This is a genomic window from Pseudanabaena sp. PCC 9330, assembly GCF_055795045.1.
Genome location: NZ_JAYFES010000047.1, coordinates 1 through 18,981 on the forward strand (window position 1 = coordinate 1; position 18,981 = coordinate 18,981).

The 18,981-nt window shown below is 56.7% G+C and carries 19 protein-coding genes, 1 tRNA gene and 2 pseudogenes; 9 read left to right on the forward strand and 13 right to left on the reverse strand.

Features of this window, described 5'->3' with window-relative positions; genetic code table 11:
• The coding region (locus AC0QKW_RS01320) for a hypothetical protein (RefSeq protein WP_473149262.1) at window positions 1-260 on the forward strand (260 nt) is incomplete at its 5' end.
• Window positions 261-309: 49 nt separating this feature from the next.
• On the opposite strand, the gene AC0QKW_RS01325 is transcribed toward AC0QKW_RS01320, so the two are convergent.
• From AC0QKW_RS01325 to moaA, 3 genes are all read right to left on the reverse strand, one after another.
• On the reverse strand, window positions 310-1,398 hold the full coding sequence (locus tag AC0QKW_RS01325; protein WP_473149263.1) for an anthranilate phosphoribosyltransferase family protein: 1,089 nt from the start codon (window positions 1,396-1,398) through the stop codon (window positions 310-312).
• 36 nt (window positions 1,399-1,434) lie between these two features.
• The gene (locus tag AC0QKW_RS01330; RefSeq protein ID WP_473149264.1) at window positions 1,435-2,361 is read right to left on the reverse strand and encodes a LysR family transcriptional regulator; all 927 of its coding nucleotides are present in this window, start codon (window positions 2,359-2,361) and stop codon (window positions 1,435-1,437) included.
• A gap of 123 nt (window positions 2,362-2,484) precedes the next feature.
• Window positions 2,485-3,471: a GTP 3',8-cyclase MoaA gene (gene moaA, locus AC0QKW_RS01335; RefSeq protein WP_473149265.1), complete on the reverse strand. Its 987-nt coding sequence runs from the start codon at window positions 3,469-3,471 to the stop codon at window positions 2,485-2,487.
• Window positions 3,472-3,628: 157 nt separating this feature from the next.
• Between moaA and AC0QKW_RS01340 the strand changes: the two genes are divergently transcribed.
• From AC0QKW_RS01340 to AC0QKW_RS01350, 3 genes are all read left to right on the forward strand, one after another.
• Window positions 3,629-4,711 carry a class I fructose-bisphosphate aldolase gene (locus AC0QKW_RS01340; protein WP_473149266.1) on the forward strand — a complete coding sequence of 361 codons (1,083 nt, stop codon included), beginning with the start codon at window positions 3,629-3,631 and terminating at the stop codon, window positions 4,709-4,711.
• Between the two features lie 223 nt (window positions 4,712-4,934).
• A tRNA-Ser gene (locus AC0QKW_RS01345) sits at window positions 4,935-5,021 on the forward strand.
• Between the two features lie 112 nt (window positions 5,022-5,133).
• A complete protein-coding gene (locus AC0QKW_RS01350; protein ID WP_473149267.1) occupies window positions 5,134-5,385 on the forward strand; it encodes a hypothetical protein in 252 nt (83 codons plus the stop codon).
• On the opposite strand, the pseudogene AC0QKW_RS01355 reads toward AC0QKW_RS01350, so the two are convergent.
• Window positions 5,382-6,134: pseudogene (locus AC0QKW_RS01355) on the reverse strand (IS1 family transposase). The gene AC0QKW_RS01350 and the pseudogene AC0QKW_RS01355 sit on opposite strands and share 4 nt — an antisense overlap.
• Window positions 6,135-6,183: 49 nt before the next feature.
• Between AC0QKW_RS01355 and AC0QKW_RS01360 the strand changes: the two are divergent.
• Window positions 6,184-7,229, forward strand: a pseudogene (locus tag AC0QKW_RS01360) (cysteine desulfurase family protein).
• 21 nt (window positions 7,230-7,250) lie between these two features.
• Here the strand turns inward: AC0QKW_RS01360 and AC0QKW_RS01365 are convergent.
• Window positions 7,251-7,547, reverse strand: a complete 297-nt coding sequence (locus AC0QKW_RS01365; protein WP_473149268.1) for a hypothetical protein — start codon at window positions 7,545-7,547, stop codon at window positions 7,251-7,253.
• Between the two features lie 158 nt (window positions 7,548-7,705).
• On the opposite strand from AC0QKW_RS01365, the gene AC0QKW_RS01370 reads away from it, so the two are divergent.
• Both AC0QKW_RS01370 and AC0QKW_RS01375 read left to right on the forward strand, forming a co-directional pair.
• The gene (locus AC0QKW_RS01370; RefSeq protein WP_473149269.1) at window positions 7,706-7,945 is read left to right on the forward strand and encodes a helix-turn-helix domain-containing protein; all 240 of its coding nucleotides are present in this window, start codon (window positions 7,706-7,708) and stop codon (window positions 7,943-7,945) included.
• Between the two features lie 108 nt (window positions 7,946-8,053).
• A complete protein-coding gene (locus AC0QKW_RS01375) occupies window positions 8,054-8,830 on the forward strand; it encodes an SDR family oxidoreductase (protein WP_473149270.1) in 777 nt (258 codons plus the stop codon).
• Between the two features lie 110 nt (window positions 8,831-8,940).
• On the opposite strand, the gene AC0QKW_RS01380 is transcribed toward AC0QKW_RS01375, so the two are convergent.
• Both AC0QKW_RS01380 and AC0QKW_RS01385 read right to left on the reverse strand, forming a co-directional pair.
• The gene (locus AC0QKW_RS01380) at window positions 8,941-10,215 is read right to left on the reverse strand and encodes a vWA domain-containing protein (RefSeq protein WP_473149271.1); all 1,275 of its coding nucleotides are present in this window, start codon (window positions 10,213-10,215) and stop codon (window positions 8,941-8,943) included.
• The gene (locus tag AC0QKW_RS01385) at window positions 10,212-10,910 is read right to left on the reverse strand and encodes a MerR family transcriptional regulator (RefSeq protein ID WP_473149272.1); all 699 of its coding nucleotides are present in this window, start codon (window positions 10,908-10,910) and stop codon (window positions 10,212-10,214) included. Before AC0QKW_RS01385 ends, AC0QKW_RS01380 begins: the two co-directional genes overlap by 4 nt.
• Before the next feature lie 70 nt (window positions 10,911-10,980).
• On the opposite strand from AC0QKW_RS01385, the gene AC0QKW_RS01390 reads away from it, so the two are divergent.
• Window positions 10,981-11,817 carry an SDR family oxidoreductase gene (locus AC0QKW_RS01390; protein WP_473149273.1) on the forward strand — a complete coding sequence of 279 codons (837 nt, stop codon included), beginning with the start codon at window positions 10,981-10,983 and terminating at the stop codon, window positions 11,815-11,817.
• 285 nt (window positions 11,818-12,102) lie between these two features.
• Here AC0QKW_RS01390 and AC0QKW_RS01395 read toward each other — a convergent pair whose 3' ends face one another.
• A complete protein-coding gene (locus AC0QKW_RS01395) occupies window positions 12,103-12,480 on the reverse strand; it encodes a transposase family protein (protein ID WP_473149274.1) in 378 nt (125 codons plus the stop codon).
• Window positions 12,481-12,503: 23 nt separating this feature from the next.
• On the opposite strand from AC0QKW_RS01395, the gene AC0QKW_RS01400 reads away from it, so the two are divergent.
• Window positions 12,504-13,070, forward strand: coding sequence for a tyrosine-type recombinase/integrase (locus tag AC0QKW_RS01400; protein WP_473149275.1), 567 nt, complete (start codon window positions 12,504-12,506; stop codon window positions 13,068-13,070).
• A gap of 321 nt (window positions 13,071-13,391) precedes the next feature.
• Here AC0QKW_RS01400 and AC0QKW_RS01405 read toward each other — a convergent pair whose 3' ends face one another.
• From AC0QKW_RS01405 to AC0QKW_RS01425, 5 genes are all read right to left on the reverse strand, one after another.
• On the reverse strand, window positions 13,392-13,748 hold the full coding sequence (locus AC0QKW_RS01405) for a hypothetical protein (RefSeq protein ID WP_473149276.1): 357 nt from the start codon (window positions 13,746-13,748) through the stop codon (window positions 13,392-13,394).
• 543 nt (window positions 13,749-14,291) lie between these two features.
• Window positions 14,292-14,768, reverse strand: coding sequence for a cupin domain-containing protein (locus AC0QKW_RS01410; RefSeq protein WP_473149277.1), 477 nt, complete (start codon window positions 14,766-14,768; stop codon window positions 14,292-14,294).
• A 337-nt stretch (window positions 14,769-15,105) separates the two neighbouring features.
• Window positions 15,106-15,552, reverse strand: a complete 447-nt coding sequence (locus AC0QKW_RS01415) for a hypothetical protein (RefSeq protein WP_473149278.1) — start codon at window positions 15,550-15,552, stop codon at window positions 15,106-15,108.
• A gap of 330 nt (window positions 15,553-15,882) precedes the next feature.
• Window positions 15,883-18,078 carry a VWD domain-containing protein gene (locus AC0QKW_RS01420; RefSeq protein WP_473149279.1) on the reverse strand — a complete coding sequence of 732 codons (2,196 nt, stop codon included), beginning with the start codon at window positions 18,076-18,078 and terminating at the stop codon, window positions 15,883-15,885.
• Window positions 18,079-18,173: 95 nt separating this feature from the next.
• Window positions 18,174-18,761 carry a hypothetical protein gene (locus AC0QKW_RS01425; RefSeq protein WP_473149280.1) on the reverse strand — a complete coding sequence of 196 codons (588 nt, stop codon included), beginning with the start codon at window positions 18,759-18,761 and terminating at the stop codon, window positions 18,174-18,176.
• Window positions 18,762-18,981 lie beyond the last annotated feature (220 nt).

Below are 18,981 nucleotides of genomic sequence, written 5' to 3' on the forward strand. Positions count from 1 at the left end.
CCGATACCCCTGAAGCGATGGCTATACGCCATTGCGCCGCCCCAGTTCTCAACCGAAGCCGAGGCGTATGTCCTAAGCGCAATGGCCATCGCTATAAGTTGGAGCAGTCTCAAAGCCACCATCAGGGCAAGGATGGTGAGGCGTTCAATGGCTTTGACCGACGCCAAGCGGGTGGATTCAAGGTCAAGGCCTACCCGTTTCAGCCGCGCAAAGAGCTGTTCCCCGCAGGGCGGGCTGGCGGGGACTTGGTGATCTACTGACTCTCTCTTTAAAGCCAGAGACAGGGCACGAGAGGGGTGAGACTGGGGCCTAGCGGCGGGCGGCGATCGCTCCGAGAGATTCTCCGGTGGTGGCTGCTAAACGGGCACACTCCTGGCGCAGATGGTCGAGTTGCGCCAGGGCGCTGCCGCTGGCAATCAGCCGTTCGGCCGCCGTTAACCCTGTCTCTAGAGAGTCGGCAACCCCGCCCTGCCAGAGGTAAAATCCGGCGTTCCACAGGGCGGTTTTGGCTAACTCTGACTGATGGCCCGCCAAAATATCGAGCAGTCGGGCTCCGAGGGAGGCCTCGTCGCCCAGCTCGACATCGTCGCCCTCTAGGCCATAGTCGCGGGGGTGCAGCAGCAGCCGTTCAGAGCAGGCGGGATGGTTGACCCCGACGATCGCCGTGCGCCCTCGCGCCAGGTCGCAGCTGCCCTCTAGCCCTTTGACCGTGACCCAGTCGGTTTGATGCCGTAGGGCAAAGGTGTCTTTGGCAAAGGTTTCAGTGGGGGGGTGCACAAAGCCCATGATCAGGGTGTGGGGGCCGCCGTAGGGCGACCACAGCAGCTCGACGGTGGCGAAGGGGGGCCGCTTGCCGATCTGCTCGCGGTAGGGCACTAGCCCCTGAGCCAGGGGAAAGTGCCGGGGCAGATAGACAAAGCCAAGGCCGGTGCGGTCGAGCAGGGTGTGGGCCTGATCTAGGCTGTGGGGGCGCAGATCAACCCCCAATTGTCTCCACAGCTCAACTAAGGGAATGCCGGCTTTGGTGGGCATGCGATCGCCCCCGTGCAGCACCACCGGCACCCCCGCCGCCATCAGCACCAGGGCGGTAATGGGGGTGACCGGAGCAGTGCGCGATCGCCCGTCGTAGGGGCAGCTCAGCACCAGGGCGCGGCGACCGTCTGAGATCCCTGGCAGAGTCGGCCCCAGATTTTCGTAGGCATCTAGGGTGCCCGCCAGCTCTGCGGCGGTAGGGCGCTTGATGCGGTGGGCAATCATAAACGCGCCGATCTGGGCCGGGGTGGCGGTCTGGGTCAGCATCATTCGGGTGGCGGCGGCGGCCTCGGCCCGAGTCAGCGCCCGCGAGGTGTGGCTACCGCTGCCGACTTGCTTGAGCAAATCCCGAAATTCTTGGCTCATGGGGCTGAGGAGTCTAGTAGTAGAGCAGAGAGTTATCTAACTGTAAGACACCGCTGTAGGCTTAGAGCGCGCGGGGGTAGCCAGGCTCTGCACCAGGTCATGAAATCGCTTAATGGGGGGAATCGCCAAGCGATCGCGAGTAGTGACCAGCACCACCGATCGCGTCAGCACCGGGGCTTCGGTGGGGCGCACCGCCAGGGTAGGGTCGTCGTGGCAGTTGGCTAGGGCCGACTGAGGCAGCAGAGCGACAAAATTGCCCTGGCGAATCACGCCGCGAAAGGCATCGAGAGTGTTGAGCTCCATTGCTGGGTTAAACACCTGGCCCCGTTCTTGGAACTGCTGCTGCACCAGCCGTGCCATGCCATAGCCGTCTTTAAAGACAATTTGGGGAAAGCGGGCCAGCATCTCCCAGGAAATCGTCGGCTGACCGGACAGGTCGTGGCTAGCGGCCATCAGCACTTCAATGGGCTCGTCAAATAGAGGGGTAACCTGCATCTCGGGCTGGGTGGTGAGGCGAGGGTTATCCATCACAATGGCCAGGTCAACCAGGCCGTCGCGCAGCACTTTGAGAGAGCGATCGCTGCCCAGAGCCGTCACCCGCAGCTGCACCTGGGGATACTCGGCGCAAAACTGCTGGAGTACCGGCGGCAGCACCGTAGCACACACCGACTGAATTGCCGCCACACACAGTTCGGGCTGTTTGCCCGCCATCAGGTCAGCAATGTCTCTAGACACCTGTACCCAGTCTTGGTAGATGCGCTTGGCCTTGGGCAGTAGCCGTTCTCCGGCTATGGTCAGCCGAGCCTGGGCACCCCGGTGAAACAGCGGCGCATCTAGCTCGGCCTCAAGGGCCTGCACCTGACGACTAACGGTAGACTGGGTCACCTGACACTGCTGGGCCGCCGCCTGAAAGCTACCGCTCTCGGCCACCGATAAAAATGCCTGAAGCTGCTCAATCCGCATGGTTGCCTTCCCTGCCGCTCTCAACCCACGCCTCCGGCGAATGGTCGCTGGCAGACATTCCCTTGATTAACAGATTGTGACCCGACACTTGGTATCGAAAGTAGCCATACCGAGCGCCGCCCTTTAGCCGCCGATTTGAGACATCGTGCGGCCATAGACCCCAGCGGTGCCAGACTGGCGCATTTTGTAGTTGATCTCGGGCTTATTGGCCAACAGGTCTGCCACCTGACCTCTGATCTCAGCCGTAGAAACCCCCTGCCGCAGGGCAGTTTTGAGATCGATCTGGCCCGTTTCGTTCAGCAGGCAGGGGCGCAGCCAGCCGTCCGCCGACAGGCGCATGCGGTTGCAGCGATCGCAAAAACACTCCGACATCTGGCTAATAAACCCCACCGTACCCTTAGCCCCCGGAATCTGAAACACATCCGCCGGGCCGTTGCCTTGCACCTCGCCCTCGGTGAGGCCCCAGCGCTGACGAATGCGATCGCGCAATGTCGCCGAATCGACCCAGCCCTTCTCAGCGAACAGGCTGTCGTTGCCAATCGGCATAAACTCTATAAACCGCACGTGCCACTCTTGCTCTAGAGTCAGGGCCGCTAGATCTAGCACCTCGTGGTCGTTGACGCCAGGAATGACCACCACGTTGAGCTTTAGCGGCGAAAACCCCACCCGGTGCGCCGCCTGAATGCCTGCCCATACCTGGGGCCAGCGCGATTTCCCCCGTCCACCCACAATTTGATCAAAAATGACCGGATCTAACGAATCCAAACTGATATTGATCCGCCGTAGCCCGACATCCCAGAGATCTTGGGCCAGCCCGTCGAGCAAAAAAGCATTGGTGGTCAGAGCCAAATCCTTTGTCCCCGGCATCTCAGCAATATCGCGCACAATATCTACCACCCCAGACCTGACCAGCGGCTCGCCCCCGGTCAGGCGAAAGTTGGCAAACCCCAGCGGCATAAACACCTCCTGCAACAGCTGCCGCAGCTCGGCGCGGGTCAGCCATTCGCCCTGGGGCAGGTATTGCAGCTCGGCCCCTTCGGGCATGCAGTACTGACACTGAAAATTGCAGCGATCGACCAGGCTAATGCGGAGATAGTCAATGGCAGACATAGGCGGAGGCCGAAGATCACGGGGGCAAGTTCTCCCGATTATGGCACCATCCCCCCAGACTCAGCTTTCTCAGCAAAATCTTACCTGGGGTAGCCCCGGTTCTCTATCTCCTGGGCTAGGGTTGAGGCAGTTCGCGCCGTGACTCAACCGAAACGCTATGGTTGCTACCCTTTCTTCTGCCAACACCATCGCCGACTGGCTCGGTGCCGAAGCCGACTCACTGCTGGGGTATGAGGCCAAGGTGTCGAAGTCAATGCTGCACCTGCCCGGCCCCGACTGGATCGATAGAATCTTTGCCCAGAGCGATCGCAGCCCTCAGGTGCTGCGCAGCCTGCAACAGCTCTATGGCGCAGGCCGACTGGCCCACACCGGCTATCTCTCCATTCTCCCCGTCGACCAGGGCATTGAGCACTCCGCCGGAGCTTCCTTTGCCCCCAACCCAATCTACTTTGACCCGCAGAATATCGTTGAGTTGGCGATCGCCGGAGGCTGCAACGCCGTCGCCACCACCCTAGGCGTACTGGGCAGCGTCTCTCGCCGCTATGCCCACAAAATTCCCTTCATTCTCAAGCTCAACCACAACGAGCTGCTCACCGCCCCCAACCGCTTTGACCAGGTGATGTTTGCCGATGTGGAGCAGGCCTGGAACCTGGGCGCTGTCGCCGTGGGGGCCACCATCTACTTCGGCGCCGAATCATCTACCCGGCAGATTCAGGAAGTCAGCGCCGCCTTTCAGCGCGCCCACGAGCTGGGCATGGCCACCATTCTCTGGTGCTACCTGCGCAACAGCGCCTTCAACCAAGACCAGGACTACCACACCGCCGCCGACCTCACCGCCCAGGCCAACCACCTCGGCGTCACCATCGAGGCCGACATTATCAAGCAAAAGCTGCCCACCAACAACAATGGCTACGGGGCCGTAGCCAAAGGGCTAGGCACCAGCTACGGCAAAACCCACCCCAAGGTCTACAGCGACCTCACCACCGACCACCCCATCGACCTCACCCGCTACCAGGTGCTCAACTGCTACGCCGGGCGCATGGGGCTGATCAACTCCGGCGGTGGCTCCGGCGACAACGACTTTGCCGAAGCCGTGCGCACCGCCGTGATCAACAAGCGGGCCGGCGGCATGGGGCTGATCTCAGGCCGCAAAACCTTCCAGCGCGACTTTGAAACCGGGGTCAAGCTGTTTCACCTGATTCAGGATGTTTATTTGTCAGAGTCAGTTACCGTCGCCTAGTGCAGCCCAAAGTTAGGGTTTGCCTAGGTTGAGGGCAGCAGAGCGTTTAAGCAGCATCTCTAAAATTCGACCGCAGCCAACCTCATTAGGTGCTGCGATCGTACCACCCAGCCTCCCCGGCCAAGCCTGACAGACCCATCGAGAGAAGCTCTCAGAAATAAGTTTTTCTGGCAGCTCGATCGCTGTCCAGTTCAATTCGGCGGTACAATAGCAAGGCTCCTCTGGAGAGGTGGCAGAGTGGTTGAATGCGGCAGTCTCGAAAACTGCTTTGGGGTCACACCCAACGAGGGTTCGAATCCCTCCCTCTCCGTTGAAATCCAGCTCCCGTAAAGATTTGCGGCGTTCCCTTTGCTTCACTCAGCTGAGAAAAATTAAGCTGAGTGTAGGTAGTTTGTACTCTTTTTGGGGGAGGAATGGGGGAGATGGGGGGGAGAAGTCTGAACCAGATTGCGCCTGACCTCAAAGAACGGATCAACCAGGTTAATCAGGGGCTGGAGAAGGTCTCGATTCGCGAGCAGGACAACCGATTGTATGTGCGGGGGAGACACTTCCCCCCCAAGCCAGGGGACAGCAACGGAGGTCGCTACGAGATCGCTCTTGGGGTTTCAGCCACCCCTGCTGGGTTGAAGGTGGCGATCGCAAAGGCGAAAGACATTGACGGTAGTGCTCTTTAGTAAAGGACAGAGGAAAAGATGGACTCTTCCCTTATTGCCAGCTTCTCTCTGATTCGCCGATTGTAGTCATGGATGAATGTCCAGATCGCCCCGATATGATTCTCTAGCTTCTTTGAGAAGGACAACGTCTTCCGCACCAGCCGAGAAATTCGCTGCCTTAGGGTGTTGTTTAATCTTTCGATGTAACTCGTCAAGCCACTGTCTTTGCCAACCGCACCATGCCGCTTGCTCGGAATCACGTCGACGTAAGCCTCCCAGTAATCGGTATAGACCTGGGCGCATTGGCGGTATACGCCAGGAATGGACTGCCATAAGGCCATCGCCGACTCCCTGGAGCGGTCGCCGATGTAATAGCCAATGATCTCTCGGGTCTCTGCATCGATGGCTAACCAGACCCACTGTTTGTTGCCTTTGTGGTCGACAAACGACCAGAGCTCATCCATCTGAACGGTCAGCTTGCCTTTAGGCTTGGGAATGACGTCTGCCGCTTTTGGCACGGTCTCGTAGCTAGCGTTGACATGACGCTGTAGCCAACTCTCAGAAACCCCGGTGGCTCTGGCGATGCCGGCTAGGGCAATCTTCTCTAGCAACAGCAGATTGACAAAAGCTCGAGTGTCTTTGTCTTTCGGCTTCCACTGGGGATCCTCGACGAATTGACGGTTGCAGTCTCGGCACTAGTAGTTTTGCTTGCCGCGCCGGGTCGTACCGTTTTTGGAGATGTCGTGAGACCCACAGGTTGGACAGGTCATCTCGATTGTCATGGGTCTTACTCCCTCAGAATCTAGGAATGCGACGGCGATGCCTTGTTTTTCTCTACCCTTTACGTTAATCCACTACCTCCTTCCTAAGTCCATCTATCTGGACTATCACGCGACTACGCCTACAGATCCACGAGTCGCCAGCTTAATGTTGCATTACATAACTGAATCATTTGGAAATGCCAGCAGCATTGATCATGAGGTCGGCGATCGCGCCGAAGCCGCAGTCAAGCAAGCCACCCGCCACGTCGCTGACCTAGTAGGCGCTACCCCTAGAGACATCATCTTCACTTCCGGTGCTACCGAAAGCCTCAACCTCGCCATCCAAGGCCCCGTTCAGCATCTAGAACGATCTGGCACCAAGCCTCGTATAGCCATTTCCACCGTTGAGCACAAAGCTGTTCTCGATACCTGCGACGCCCTTCACCAGCAGGGACGTATTGAGCTGATCCATATTCCAGTCGATACCCAGGCCCGCCTTGACATTGACCAGCTAGAGCAAGCCTGTGCCAGCGGCATTCACCTACTCTGCATCATGGCAACCAATAACGAGGTCGGCACCATTTATCCTATGGAGAAAATTGCCGCGATCGCCCAAAGCTACCAAGTCCCCATGGGGGTGGACAGCAAAAGGGATTACGACCGGGCACCCTGAACCTGCCGGGTATCGTGGGTTTGGGTGAAGCCTGTCGGCTGCGGGTAGAAGAGATAGCGGTGGATGGGGTTGAGATTGGGCAAAAGCGCGATCGCCTCCAATCCCTCCTCCAATCCAAAATCTCCGACCTGTTCATCAACGGCGACCTGCAAAACCGCCTGGCTGGGAATCTGCACGTCTCCATCCCCGGCATCCCTAACAGCGCCATCATAGCCAGAGTGCGCCGCACTCTGGCTATTTCAACTGGTTCCGCCTGTTCCTCAGGCGTTGAAGCCCCATCCCATGTGCTCAGGGCGATGGGGCTAGCCGAGCCCGTCGTCGAAGGTGCCCTCAGAATTGGCCTAGGCAAGTTCTCTACCGACGATGATATTCACCAAGCCGCAGAGATTCTTAGCAAGGCAGTGCAGACAGTAAAGCAGTTGATGGCTTGAAACTGGCGGCTCAAGACTGTTTTAGCCCTCAGTGCGTGGCAAATATTTGACCAAAGCCTTCATCACTTCCCCATCCCGGAACTGAATGGGGCTTTCGCCAGTAGGGGCAGGCAGAAAATCAGTCCACTCCAGCGTTTCGGCAAACCGTAGCTGGTGCAACGAGTTAACAATCGAACTCACTGCCTCTCGAGACCCAATCACCAAAATCTTGACAGGCTCACGGTCAGGCTTTGGGTAGGTGTAGAGCTTAACGCAGACCTCGACGCCAACCGTTTCAACAGGGGCTTGAGATGGACCAAGAAAAGCTTGAGTTTGCATAGCTGCCGCCTTTTTGGACTACAAGTATCGATAAAGCAGGCGCTCTACTGAGCGCCACCAAATCTGTCGCCCCGGCGGACTACAGATTCTTGCGCCGATTATGACATATTCTGTAGTCCATTTGGACTCAATTTTATGCCTGTTAATAATCCTCTGACATGATTAAAGTCATGGGAAAAGCAGGACGAGTACTCCGGCAAGTGCTGGAGGATTACAGCATCAGTCAGACCAAGCTTGCCAACGAGTTAAGCATTGGTCGATCTAACGTCTACCGCTGGGTAAACGAAGTTCGCGATCCAAATTCTGAAACGGTATTGGATATTGTGAAGGCGTTGGAAGGTATTAGCCCCGAAGCCGCAACCCAGTTTAAGCACCTCTACATGAATGGTGAGCCCTAGCGTCTCCGGGATAGTGCAGCCCCAGGGTCAAGAAAACTTCTGGCAGGCAACAGCCAAAACAGCGACCGCTAGGCCATGATGGGGCAGGTAGCGATTTACTAAACCCTGATGACCCATCCCCTTCAAGTGCTGGTGACCGGCGCAACTGGACGCACTGGCGCGTTAGTCGTCCAAAAGCTCCAGCAGCGTCCTGGGCAGTTCACAGTCAGAGGCTTTGCCCGCTCTGAGCAAAAGGCCAACGACCTATTCGGCACCACGGCAGATTTTTCCATTGGGGATGTTTCAAGTCCAGACGCTCTACAGGCAGCGCTTGAAGGCCGTGATGCCCTAGTCATTCTCACCAGCGCTGTCCCGCAAATGAAAGCTCCGCCTAAGCCAGGCCAGCGGCCAGAGTTTGTCTACCCCGAGGGCGGCACCCCAGAGGAAGTTGACTACCAGGGCCAGATCAACCAAATTGAAGCGGCCAAAGCTACCGGGGTAAAGCACATCGTTCTCGTCGGGTCGATGGGCGGCACCAACGAGCAACACCCCCTCAACCGCATGGCCAACGGCAACATCTTGATCTGGAAGCGCAAGGCCGAAGCCTACCTGATTGACTCTGGCCTCGACTACACCATCATTCGTGCAGGTGGTTTACAAGATCAGCCGGGGGGCCAGCGAGAGCTGATCGTCGGCAAGGACGATACCCTGCTGGCTCATCCCCCAGGCGACATCCCTACCTCCATTCCCCGTGCTGATGTGGCCGAGGTGGTGGTGCAGGCGCTGCTAGAACCGACTGCCCGCAACAAAGCCTTTGACGTGATTTCTAAGCCAGAGGGCACCCCTGGGGCGGTAGTCACCACCGATTTCCAAACACTATTCGAGCAGACGACCCCAGGACTCTAGCAAGACTCAGGCTGTACAGCTGCGCCCTTGGCCTCAGCCAGTGCCGCCAGCTTGCGCTCGCGCACAAACATTAAACAGGGCAGGCCGATACAACCATCTGGTGCAGTCGTCTATTTAGAATCCATTGATCGCCGGGGCTTGGATTTGCCCGTGCGCGACAGGTTGAAGGACTGCGAAAATGCCTTCTTGCGGGCGCTGGTGACGTTGCCACTCTGGTAGTCAGCTTCTAAGTCTTCCAGAATGGATTGCTCTTCTAGCAGGGCCGCACTGGGTGCCATCGCGGCCATCTCCATCCGGGCATTGGCTAGGGACATACCAGCAGCAGCATAGTCGCCCCGGTCAGAGTACATGACCGCTTCGCGACGGGCGCGAGCCGCCATCAGCAACGCCACCTGCTCTTGCACCGATTCATTAGCGGGGAAGTCGCTGAACTGCTCAGGGCTGACCAGGGGCAGCTCTAGCCCAGCCCGCAGCACCTGCCGACCGGACTGTTCCGCGCCATCCCAGGCCAGGCGAACCTGCATCAGTTCGTCGCTGCGCTCCAGGGCAGGCACCTGCAACCGCACCACCACCTGAATGGGTGACCCCACCATCAGGTTGGGCAGTTTGTAGCGCTGGGTGTCGGTCATGTCAAAGTCATTCAGCACGTCCATGACGGTGACGCCGCTGCCGGGCTTGACACCCAGACTGACCCGCTGGCCAAGGGTAGCCGCCAGGCCCGACAGCTCGGTTTCAAAGATCGTCGGCAGTTGATCCGCCGACTCGATGTGGAAAAAGTTGCCGTCGCCGCTGCGGGCCATCGCCGCCAGCAAATCCTCGCTATAGTCGTCGCCGATGCCCAGGGTGGTGGTACTGACGCCGCGCTGGGCCAATCCATGAACGTCGCTGGCGATCGCATCCACCCTCGTCTCCCCCACATTGGCCAGCCCATCGGAGAGCACGATCACCCGGTTGAGCTGAGCGGGGTTGAGGTACTGGCTCACCTGCACCCCGCCCTCGATCCAGCCCGCGTGGAGCGCGGTGGAGCCCCGCGAGTGGACGTGGCTGAGCTTTTCGAGCAGGGTATTTTTGTCGGTGGCCAGGGTGCTGGGCACCAGGGTTTCGATACGGTCATCGAAAAGGACAATGCTGATGCGATCGCAGGGCAGCAAATTCTCTACGGCAAAGCGGGCAGCTTCGCGGGCGTAGTGCATCTTTTGCCCCTGCATGGAGCCAGAGCGATCGATCACCAGACTAAGGTTGAGCGGCACGCGATCGGCCTTAAAGGTGACGGCTGGGGGCGTGATGCGCACCAGCACATCAAGGGTCATGGGCTGCTGGGTGACGATCGCCCCGTGGAGCGGAATCAGTTCGAGGGTAGGAAGAGCGGGTTTGGCTTGGGTCATGGTGGCCTCTGAGTGGATTTGAGGTGGGCGAGGTGATCGGCAATCAGTTGCAGCAGGCTATCCCGCTCGTGGGCGGTGGCGGGAGCTACAAAGTCTTGGCGAACGTGGAGTTCTAGACCGTCGAGAATCTCTAGACGAGTCCAGGCTTGGGGGGTAGATGTCGAGGGGGCGGCGGGTGCCGGTGCCGCCTGCTGTGGGGAGACCCATGGGTCTCCCCCTACGGGACTGGCGGATCGTTTGGGTGAGCGGTCTGATGGAGAGGATTCCCTGCGTTGGCCTTTGGCCGGGCCTTGCCCATCGCGAATTTGAGACAAAAACGCCAGCGCCGGGTTTGCTGCCTCCACCGTCAGCTGCACGCCGCCTTGCAAAATGTCTTCTAGCGCTGTGTCAGCCTGGCCGCCGATCAGGCTACCAATGGAGCTAGCGCTGTAGCCTTCTGCCAGCAGACGGCGCAGCACCAGCAATTGCAGTAGATGCCGGTAGGTGTACCGAGCTTCGCGCCCCTGCTTGAGGGGCTTGTCTAACCATCCCTGAGTGGTGTAATAGCGTACCAGCCGAGGGTTCACCGGCTCTTGCCCTCGACCGCCAGAACTCTGGCTGGGCAAAAACTGGGGTAGCAGGTCGTTGGTCACCTCAACGAAGCGATCTAAGACCATCTCGGGCTGTTGCTGGGCAATCTGTTGCAACATGCTCATAGGCCCATAATAGTCACTTGCAAATTAAACTGTCAATGACGTATTTTGTTGTCACTGTCTTTGGCTAGCTATGACATCTCCTGTCGTTCTGATCACCGGCTGTTCGTCGGGCATTGGTAAAGCTCTCTGCCAGGCGTTTCATCAGCAGGGCTGTCGAGTGGCCGCGACGGCCAGACGGTTGGAGGCCCTAGATGACTTGAAGGCTCACACCGTCATGACCCTGCCCCTGGATGTGACGGACTCGGCAGGCATCCGGCAAGTCATTGAAGCCGTTGTGGATCAGGAAGGTCGCATCGACCTGCTGGTCAACAATGCTGGCTTTGGCCAGTTTGGCCCGCTGATAGATCTCACCCCGACCCAGCTTCAAACCCAGTTTCATACCAATGTGCTGGCCCCCCTTGAGCTAGTACAGCAGGTGGCTCCGGTGATGAAGCAGCAGCGATCGGGCATCATCGTCAACATCGGCAGCATTTCAGGAGTGGTGACAACGCCCTTTGCCGGCGCTTACTGTGCGTCAAAGGCGGCGTTGCACAGTCTGTCTGAGGCATTACGCATGGAGCTGGCCCCCTTTGGCATCCAGGTGATCACGGTGCAGCCGGGGGCGATTCAGTCAAACTTTGGCCAGGCTGCAGAACAGGGGTTGGCGGGGGTGCTGTCGCCGGAGTCATGGTATGTGCCGCTGGAGGCGAAGATTCGGGGCAGGGCGGTGCTGTCTCAGGCCCAGGCGACACCAGCGGATGAGTTTGCGGAGCAACTGGTGGCGGCGGTGCTGAGGCCGCAGCCGCTGATGACGATTCGGTTGGGGAAAAAGAGCGGGTGGTTACCGTTGCTCAAGCAGCTATTACCGCCCAGGCTGATGGAGTTTTTGCTCAAACGACAGTTTGGGCTCACACAAATCCAGCGATGAGGGGGTCTATGTCCTGACGAAGTGTAGAAGATCTCGGAGATGGGGGCCATCAGGCCTTATATCCAACCTTAGAGATTAGACTTGCCCTGAAAATAGCCCAGCTTTTCATCGTTGGGGATACCGCGCCAGCGGCATGGACGATTGGTATGAAATAGTACTCAGCCAGATTGTTCAAAGGCGGCCTCCTTTCTCCCTCTGTTAAGTCGCCATCAGATAAAAGTTCCAGAGTCCTGCCGCTGTGAAGATGGAGCGGTCATCAAAGTTATGTCTGCGGTTGCCATAGACCTAGGTGGCAATTCCATCGCGGTTTAGGCCAGCAAAGGCATGCCCCTCGACGGGAATCCATTCAGCCCATCCCTCGTTATTGAAGATGCTTTTGTCGTGCGACTTACCGGGATGCACGGTGCTGAATACGGGAATCTGGCGGCCTGGGACAACAGCGGTCAGGTGAGTGCGGGTATGACGCTTCTTTTTGTTTGAGTAATCCTCCTCCTGTTGGTCCCGGTTTTTCGCCAGCTGAATGGGGCGTTCAATGCCGTCAAGAATCACCCGTTCCATGTCGGGAAAGGCTTCGACAAAGTCTTCAAGATTGGTCAATTTGCGTTTCGGCAGCACCAATTTTTCACCCAGGGCTTCCTCCAAAAGCGGTTGGAGACGATGCATCCAACAATTCGCCTGAGAGCGATTTGGGGATTGAGGGGCTTAATGAGGTTTACCGGAGTCGAGAGCATCTGACTCTGGAGGAAGTGACGCGACTGATCGAGGCGGCGGGTGAACGGGGGCGTCATCGCCTGCGCGATCGCACTCTACTCCTATTAATGTTTCGCCACGGGCTTCGAGCTGGGGAAGCGGTCATCCTGCGATGGGATGCGGTCATGTTCGACGCCGGGGCCATCAGCATTAAGCGGCTGAAGCGTGGCGAAAGTGGAGTCCATCGCCTGCAAGAAGATGCACTCAAAGCGCTGCGGGAATTGAGAGAGAAATACCCGCAGCGCTTCTACTTATTTACGAGTGAGCGGGGGGCGAAGCTGAGCACGGATGCGATCGCCAAGATTGTAGACCGGGCTGAGCGGTTGGCTCAGTTGCCGTTGCCGGTTCATCCTCACATGCTGAGGCATAGCTGTGGTTATCATCTGGCCGAGCAAGGGATGCCGACCCGCGACATTCAGGCGTACCTGGGGCACAAGAACATTCAGCACACAGTTAGGTACACGGCAGCGAACCCCAGACGGTTTGACCGGATTCAGTGGTGAAAGTTTCTACAGCTTCTCAAGCCACTTTTGCAATGCTATTTCAACGAAGGTTTCCAGGCTGGGTAATTCCTTAAGCTCAGGATTGCCCGTCACCCCTCGCAAATATCCCTGCGAATAAACAGGTACATGGGATCTATGAGAGCCATTGTCAAGCAAAGATTTTCGAGGCTATTTCTCTTTGGGAATCTCTCTCCACTCTTGTTCTAATCGCATTTTCCCCAAACCTTTTGGCACATGGCCAACATTCGTAACTAGAATGCCATCAGTCCAAACCCGAAGACGACCTGTAGACTTAGATTTCCAATTGCTAGGCAATGGAAGTCATAAGAAAAAGACAGGCACTTGGTTTCTAGAATCAAAATAGAACTCCGCGTATAGCTTTGTTTTCCCAGGCCCGTATTGAATACTCTTTTTGTCCACGAACTCTCTCATCCGCTCATGGTAGCCCAGGATATAACTGCGGATTTTCCTCAAGCCCTCCTGTTTCTGAGGCGGGCTTGAGCCTAGCCAGTGTAAAAGTTGCTCTGGGATGTCTGGTTTATCCTGAAGTTCTAAGACAAGTTTGGCTTCTTGGTAAGGAATTACGATCTGCTGTGTTACTGGGCTGTCAAGGGATTCAAGCTTGAGGCTAAATTCATCTGAATCCTGCAATATCGAAGCCCTTATGAACTCAATCAACAGGCGATTATATTTTCTATCTACGTAATTATGGCGGTGAAAGGTTGGTGTTATGGCCAGCAGTCGAATGCCCTAATTGTAGTCAACTTCTTGAGCAAAAGGCTTTTCCTCAATTAAACTGTCATAGTATCGCATCAGCTATTGGACGACATAGCGATCCTCAGCATTTTTGAGTTCAATGATAGTCAACTGCCTTTGAGGTGTGACCGCTAAGATGTCGCAAATCTCGCCTTTGATTATGTATTGACGTTTGAGCGATATTAGCCCTAAGACTTCCTCCAGATTATCCCAGATAAAATTCTCTAGAGCCAATTCACTAGAGAACTCCCACCCCTCTGCGATTCGTCTTAGTGTGACGCCATTGAAGTCTGATTTCATGCTGAAGTTGACAAATTAAAACCTTGCTATATTTCTGGCTTCAGCTACTTCCTCAACCAGTCCAGCCACCGCCACTGCCAAACTTTCTGAGAAAGCACCCACCTCAGCCGTAGTAAACTTCAGCTCAGTATTCTTTGTTTATATCAATCAGGGTTGCTAGATTTTCTACAGTGGACCAAACTGCTCCATGTCAGAGAGGTTGAAAATCTCGACCGTATCTGCCTGACGGAACATGCGTTTTCCTAGATGAGGAAAATCAGCAATCTCAATGTCTAGATTTTCACCTCCCATTAGATAAACCAGATCCTCATCACTGGGATTGCGGAGATGATGTGCAACAGAAGGCGTAGGAAATGCCATGAAGTCACCTGGATGGACTTCAAACTCTTTCTCGTTAATTTCAGCAACCCCGTGGCCAGATAAAATATAAATCCATTCCTCTTCTCGGTGGTGGCTGTGATAAATAAATGATTCTTTTTTAGGGGGAATTTTGGCTAAGTTGACCCCAACTCTTGTTAAACCAACTGCACGTCCTAAATAGGCACCGATAATTTCAGATTGAGGATTCCACGGATGGGAGAATGATTGCAAATTAGCTTCGATCTGATGGGCACGTAAGAGAAAAGGTTGTGGTTCAGTCATTCTGTAATTTTCCTATTACAGCACTGCAAGCGGGTGTCGGATCCGACGAATTTATGCTCATGCCAGAACTGACAGTATCCTAACACCCGTGTTTGGTGGCGTAGGAAACTCCTGCCCCCCTCGATTGCTCCTGGGGTGTATTTCCCGAAAGCTGCTTAGACTCAGCTTTCCAGTTCAGAGCCACAGATGGGCTTTAGCTCTAGGGCAACGTGTTTTCAAGACTTGCGGGCCTTGTGTCGAGCAACCAGGCTAGAACCTGGCCAGGTTGCGGGCCTCAGCTACTTCCTCAACCAGGCCCGCCACCGCCACCGCTAAACTTCCAGAGAAAGCATCTGCCTCAACCGTAGCAAACCGCAATGGCAGCCTGGTATGCCTCAATGAGCACCTGGGGGTAGCGCTGGTGTTTGCGGGGCGATCGCAGCTCGTTGAGGAGAAAGAAGCCATCAGCGGGGTTTTTCATGCCCCCAATCACCTGCTCCCACTGCTGCCTCAGTTCGGTCAGGGCTGGTCTGAAGGCCATGTCGTTGATGGTCTGCCCCTGGCGGTTGGCCCGCTGTCCCTGCTGGATGGGGTCGTTGGGATCTACGAAGGGCCAATAGTAGGCGATCCAGAACTCGGCCAGCAGCCTAAGGGGAACGGCAACATCGCTCTGATAGGTTCTCAGGTCGGGGTAGGTTAGCACCACATCGTTGATGGCTCGCAGCAGCGCAATCTTGTAGCTCGTTACTTTCGTATCGTGCTTGAGGATGGTGCTGATGACTTTATCTGAGGCAGTGAGCGGCATTTGCAATGCGGATGTTCAAAGGCTTTCTAGATCGATCGCTGTGGAAGGGTTTTGAGGAAGGTTCTTGCCTTCACGCCAACGCGAATGTACAAGCCATCCCCTTCTAGCGTCATCTCTCGATTCCCTGGTGACAGGGACGGCCACCCGTTAACCTGATGCACGAGGCACTCTTCCTACCGCAGAACCATAGAATGAGATTTACCGAAGCTGCGGCCTGCCACATGCGGACTCAGGCTCTGAGGCGGTTGGACTACAACGATGTTACCCATCATCGTCTAACTGACCAGTGGCGACGAGCCCAGTCCAAGTTCCGCCTAGATTGGGCACCACTTAAAAGGGTAGCCGAGGCAGCGGAAAGGGTACCCGACGACGGATTTCATCTTCGATGCGGTCTTGTGCCTGGTCGAGCAGGGTGGTGGCGATCGCATTCACCGCCCCCTCGACAAAGCCTGGTTGCCCTGTGGCCGCCACGTCAAACACGCAGCCTTCGATCATCCACTCATTAACGCCCGCCTCCTGGCAGAGCCGGGTAGCATCTTGAATTTGGGCCGGGGCAACGCCCAAAAGTGACGGAAACTGACTGGGAAAGTCTCGCCGGGTAAAGGTTTCGGTGGATTGCCCAGGAGCATAGTCAAACAGCGATTCACTGGCTGCGACTCGCCAACTGTCGCCAAACTGACGGTAGAGCTGCTGAAAGAAGGCATTCTGCACCTGGTTCAAGGGCAACGGGGCTGGAATTAGCCCCTGCACCAGTCGCGCCACTGGAGCATAGACATCCTGGGGAGGAATGACTGAGCCACCGCGAATCTGTAAGTCATCGTCGGGGTTGCGGTTGACGTTGCCTAGCAGCCCTTGGTAAGCGCCCGGTCGGCGAGGCACCTCTGGCGAGAGGGTCAAAAAGGCTGCGCCACCCATCGGGGTTTGGGAAACTTGCAGGGTTTCTCCTGTGGGCCAGGCGATCTGGTAGCGGTTGCCTACCCGCAGCACGGTACCTCCGCCCGGTAATGCAGTAGGCCCTTCGGACAACGGGAAGGGATTGCCATCGAGCCACACAGGGAAACCGTCATTGGGTGCATCCTGGGCGTAAATCGCCAGCCGATGGCCACCCACCCGCATCGCCACCGCCGTGTTCATCGACAGGGGCCGACCGGGAATCTGCCCTTGTCTCGCCTGCACCTGAAAATGGCCATCGGTAGCCGCCGTCAGCCAAAACTCGCCGATGGTCTGAAAGCTGTAGCGATAGCCGTCGTAGGTAATGATATGAGGATCACCATAGCTGGTGCCGCTGGCGCGATCGCCCTCGCCACCCCAAGGGGTACTGGGGCCTTCTGCTGTCGGTTCGGGTTCTTCCTCTTCGCAAGGATTATCTACCGGATCAATGCCCAGTTCGGCATCGCCGGGGTAGCCAGTGAGGGCAATGATGGCCTGGGGGGTGTCTACCGAAGTGACACCCTCGGGCATGGTGCCATCGGGGCAGCGGCAGGTGTCGCCAACGCAGTACCACTGGTTAAAACTGCCGCTGATGCGAGTGGTGTCGCGATCGCCCCAGCGAATCGCCCCATGGCCGTTGCTCAAGACCTGCACCGATACCACCTGACGCTCGGGCAGAGTGAGTTGGTAGAGCCGCTGAATGGTGCGGGTAATGCGCCGTCCCTGGGGAATAGAGAGAGAGACTATCTCTCGGCGATCGCCCGTGATGCCTGGCCCACTGGTATTCCAATCCCGTAGGCTGCCGTTGCGTTCTAGACCCATGGCCCAGGTTTGTAGAAAGCCATCGCGGTTGGTCATCAGGCCTAGAAAGCGCTCAATCCACGCAGGTTCGTCGGCGGGAGCGGACAGGGGCGGGGTGAGGGCGCGATCAAGCAGATTCCACACCGGTTCGCCGCTGTAGGCCATGTGGGCAAACACGCCCTGGGCATCGTAGCTGCGGTCTTCGATCTGGCTGTAGCTGGTCAAGTAGCGCCGCCAGCGGCTTTCGCCCAGGGAAGATCCGCCAGCATAAGTTTCTCCAGCCCAGGATGCTGAACCCTCCAATACCCAGGGCGGCAGGGGAAAGAGTGCCCCGGCCTTCTCTCGCTGGTAGCAGTGGTAGACCTCGTGGGCAATGTTGCTGCGCTTGGCGGGTTCTGGAAGGCTAGTCCAGGCATCGGCCACTACGATCAGGCAGGCTGTCCATTCACCGGTAGATTCTCGCCCCGTGCGGCCTTCGAGTATGCGAATATCAACCCACAGGCTAGGGTCGGCGGGGTCACGCACGGCGGCGCGGCTGGTGGCCAGGTTGTGCTCACCGGAGGCGTCGCTGCGAATGTACAGGCTCTGGTAGACGTCGTCGCGGGTGGCCACAATGGGGTGGGTAAACCGATGCCCCGTCTGGGTTTCGAGGTAGCTCTGCGCTTCAGCCACCCGTCGATCCAGATCAGCATCTGCCGGGGCTGACCGCGACAGGATGGTCAACACCAGGGCCAGAGTGAGGCCAAACAACACCCATAATCGTAGCCAACTAAACCGACGCCAAAATGCAGCCATGTCGTACCCAACTCGCAACGCATGACTGGACTTTCAGCCTGGGTCTGGACGATTCCGGATCGGGTTGACTAAACCTTGAAATTAGATTGGCCTGGCTACGACCTACTGATTGCAAACGTTAGTTGCGATGGATAAGTGGTTTCAATCGTGCCTTCAATGGTGCGATCGCCACAGTTACCCAGCCAAGTTTCAGCTCCATTGGGGTGATTCAAGGTCACCTCTGCTTCGTCCAACCGACCTGAAACGCGGATCTTCACGTTACCCTTGGACTCAGTGATTTGATCCCCTATCCAAGCACCCGTTTCAGAATTCACGTCCACAATGGTCAGAGTGCCAAAATTACCTGGGCTCCCGTTATCCGTGATCTTCCAGGACAGAACGGCATTTTCTGCGAAAAAGGTGGCACAGCCGCTAAGGCTAGGCTCCGTGGGACTTGGCGTAGCGTCGGGGACAGGTTTAACATCGCGGGTAGAAGGATCAGCAGGTACTGTATTGAGGGCAAGAATGAGACCCAAGACAAGCAGGGCAATGCCGATAGGTGCAGACCACTTTTGCTGAGCAGGCTGTACCTCAAGAACACCACCCACTTTGCTAACGAAGGTCAGGAGAATAAAAAACAACCCAGCAAAAATTAAAACGGTCGGGATCGGGGTATTTGCAAGTGCGTTGATAATCTCGCCCATGGTTCTCTTACCAAATAAAATTGATGCAGAGAAGTCAGGTGAAAATGGCTATTCTAATGGTGCTACAAACAGGGTCTTGGTAGTTGCAACTAAAACGCTTTGTTAAGGGTTGCTACCAAAATGTAATGGAGCATGGCTGAGGAGCGACAAACTTTCTCTGGGTATCAACCAGGGCGAACATAGATTCTATGTTTCCGGGTTTTGGAGCTATCCTATAGAG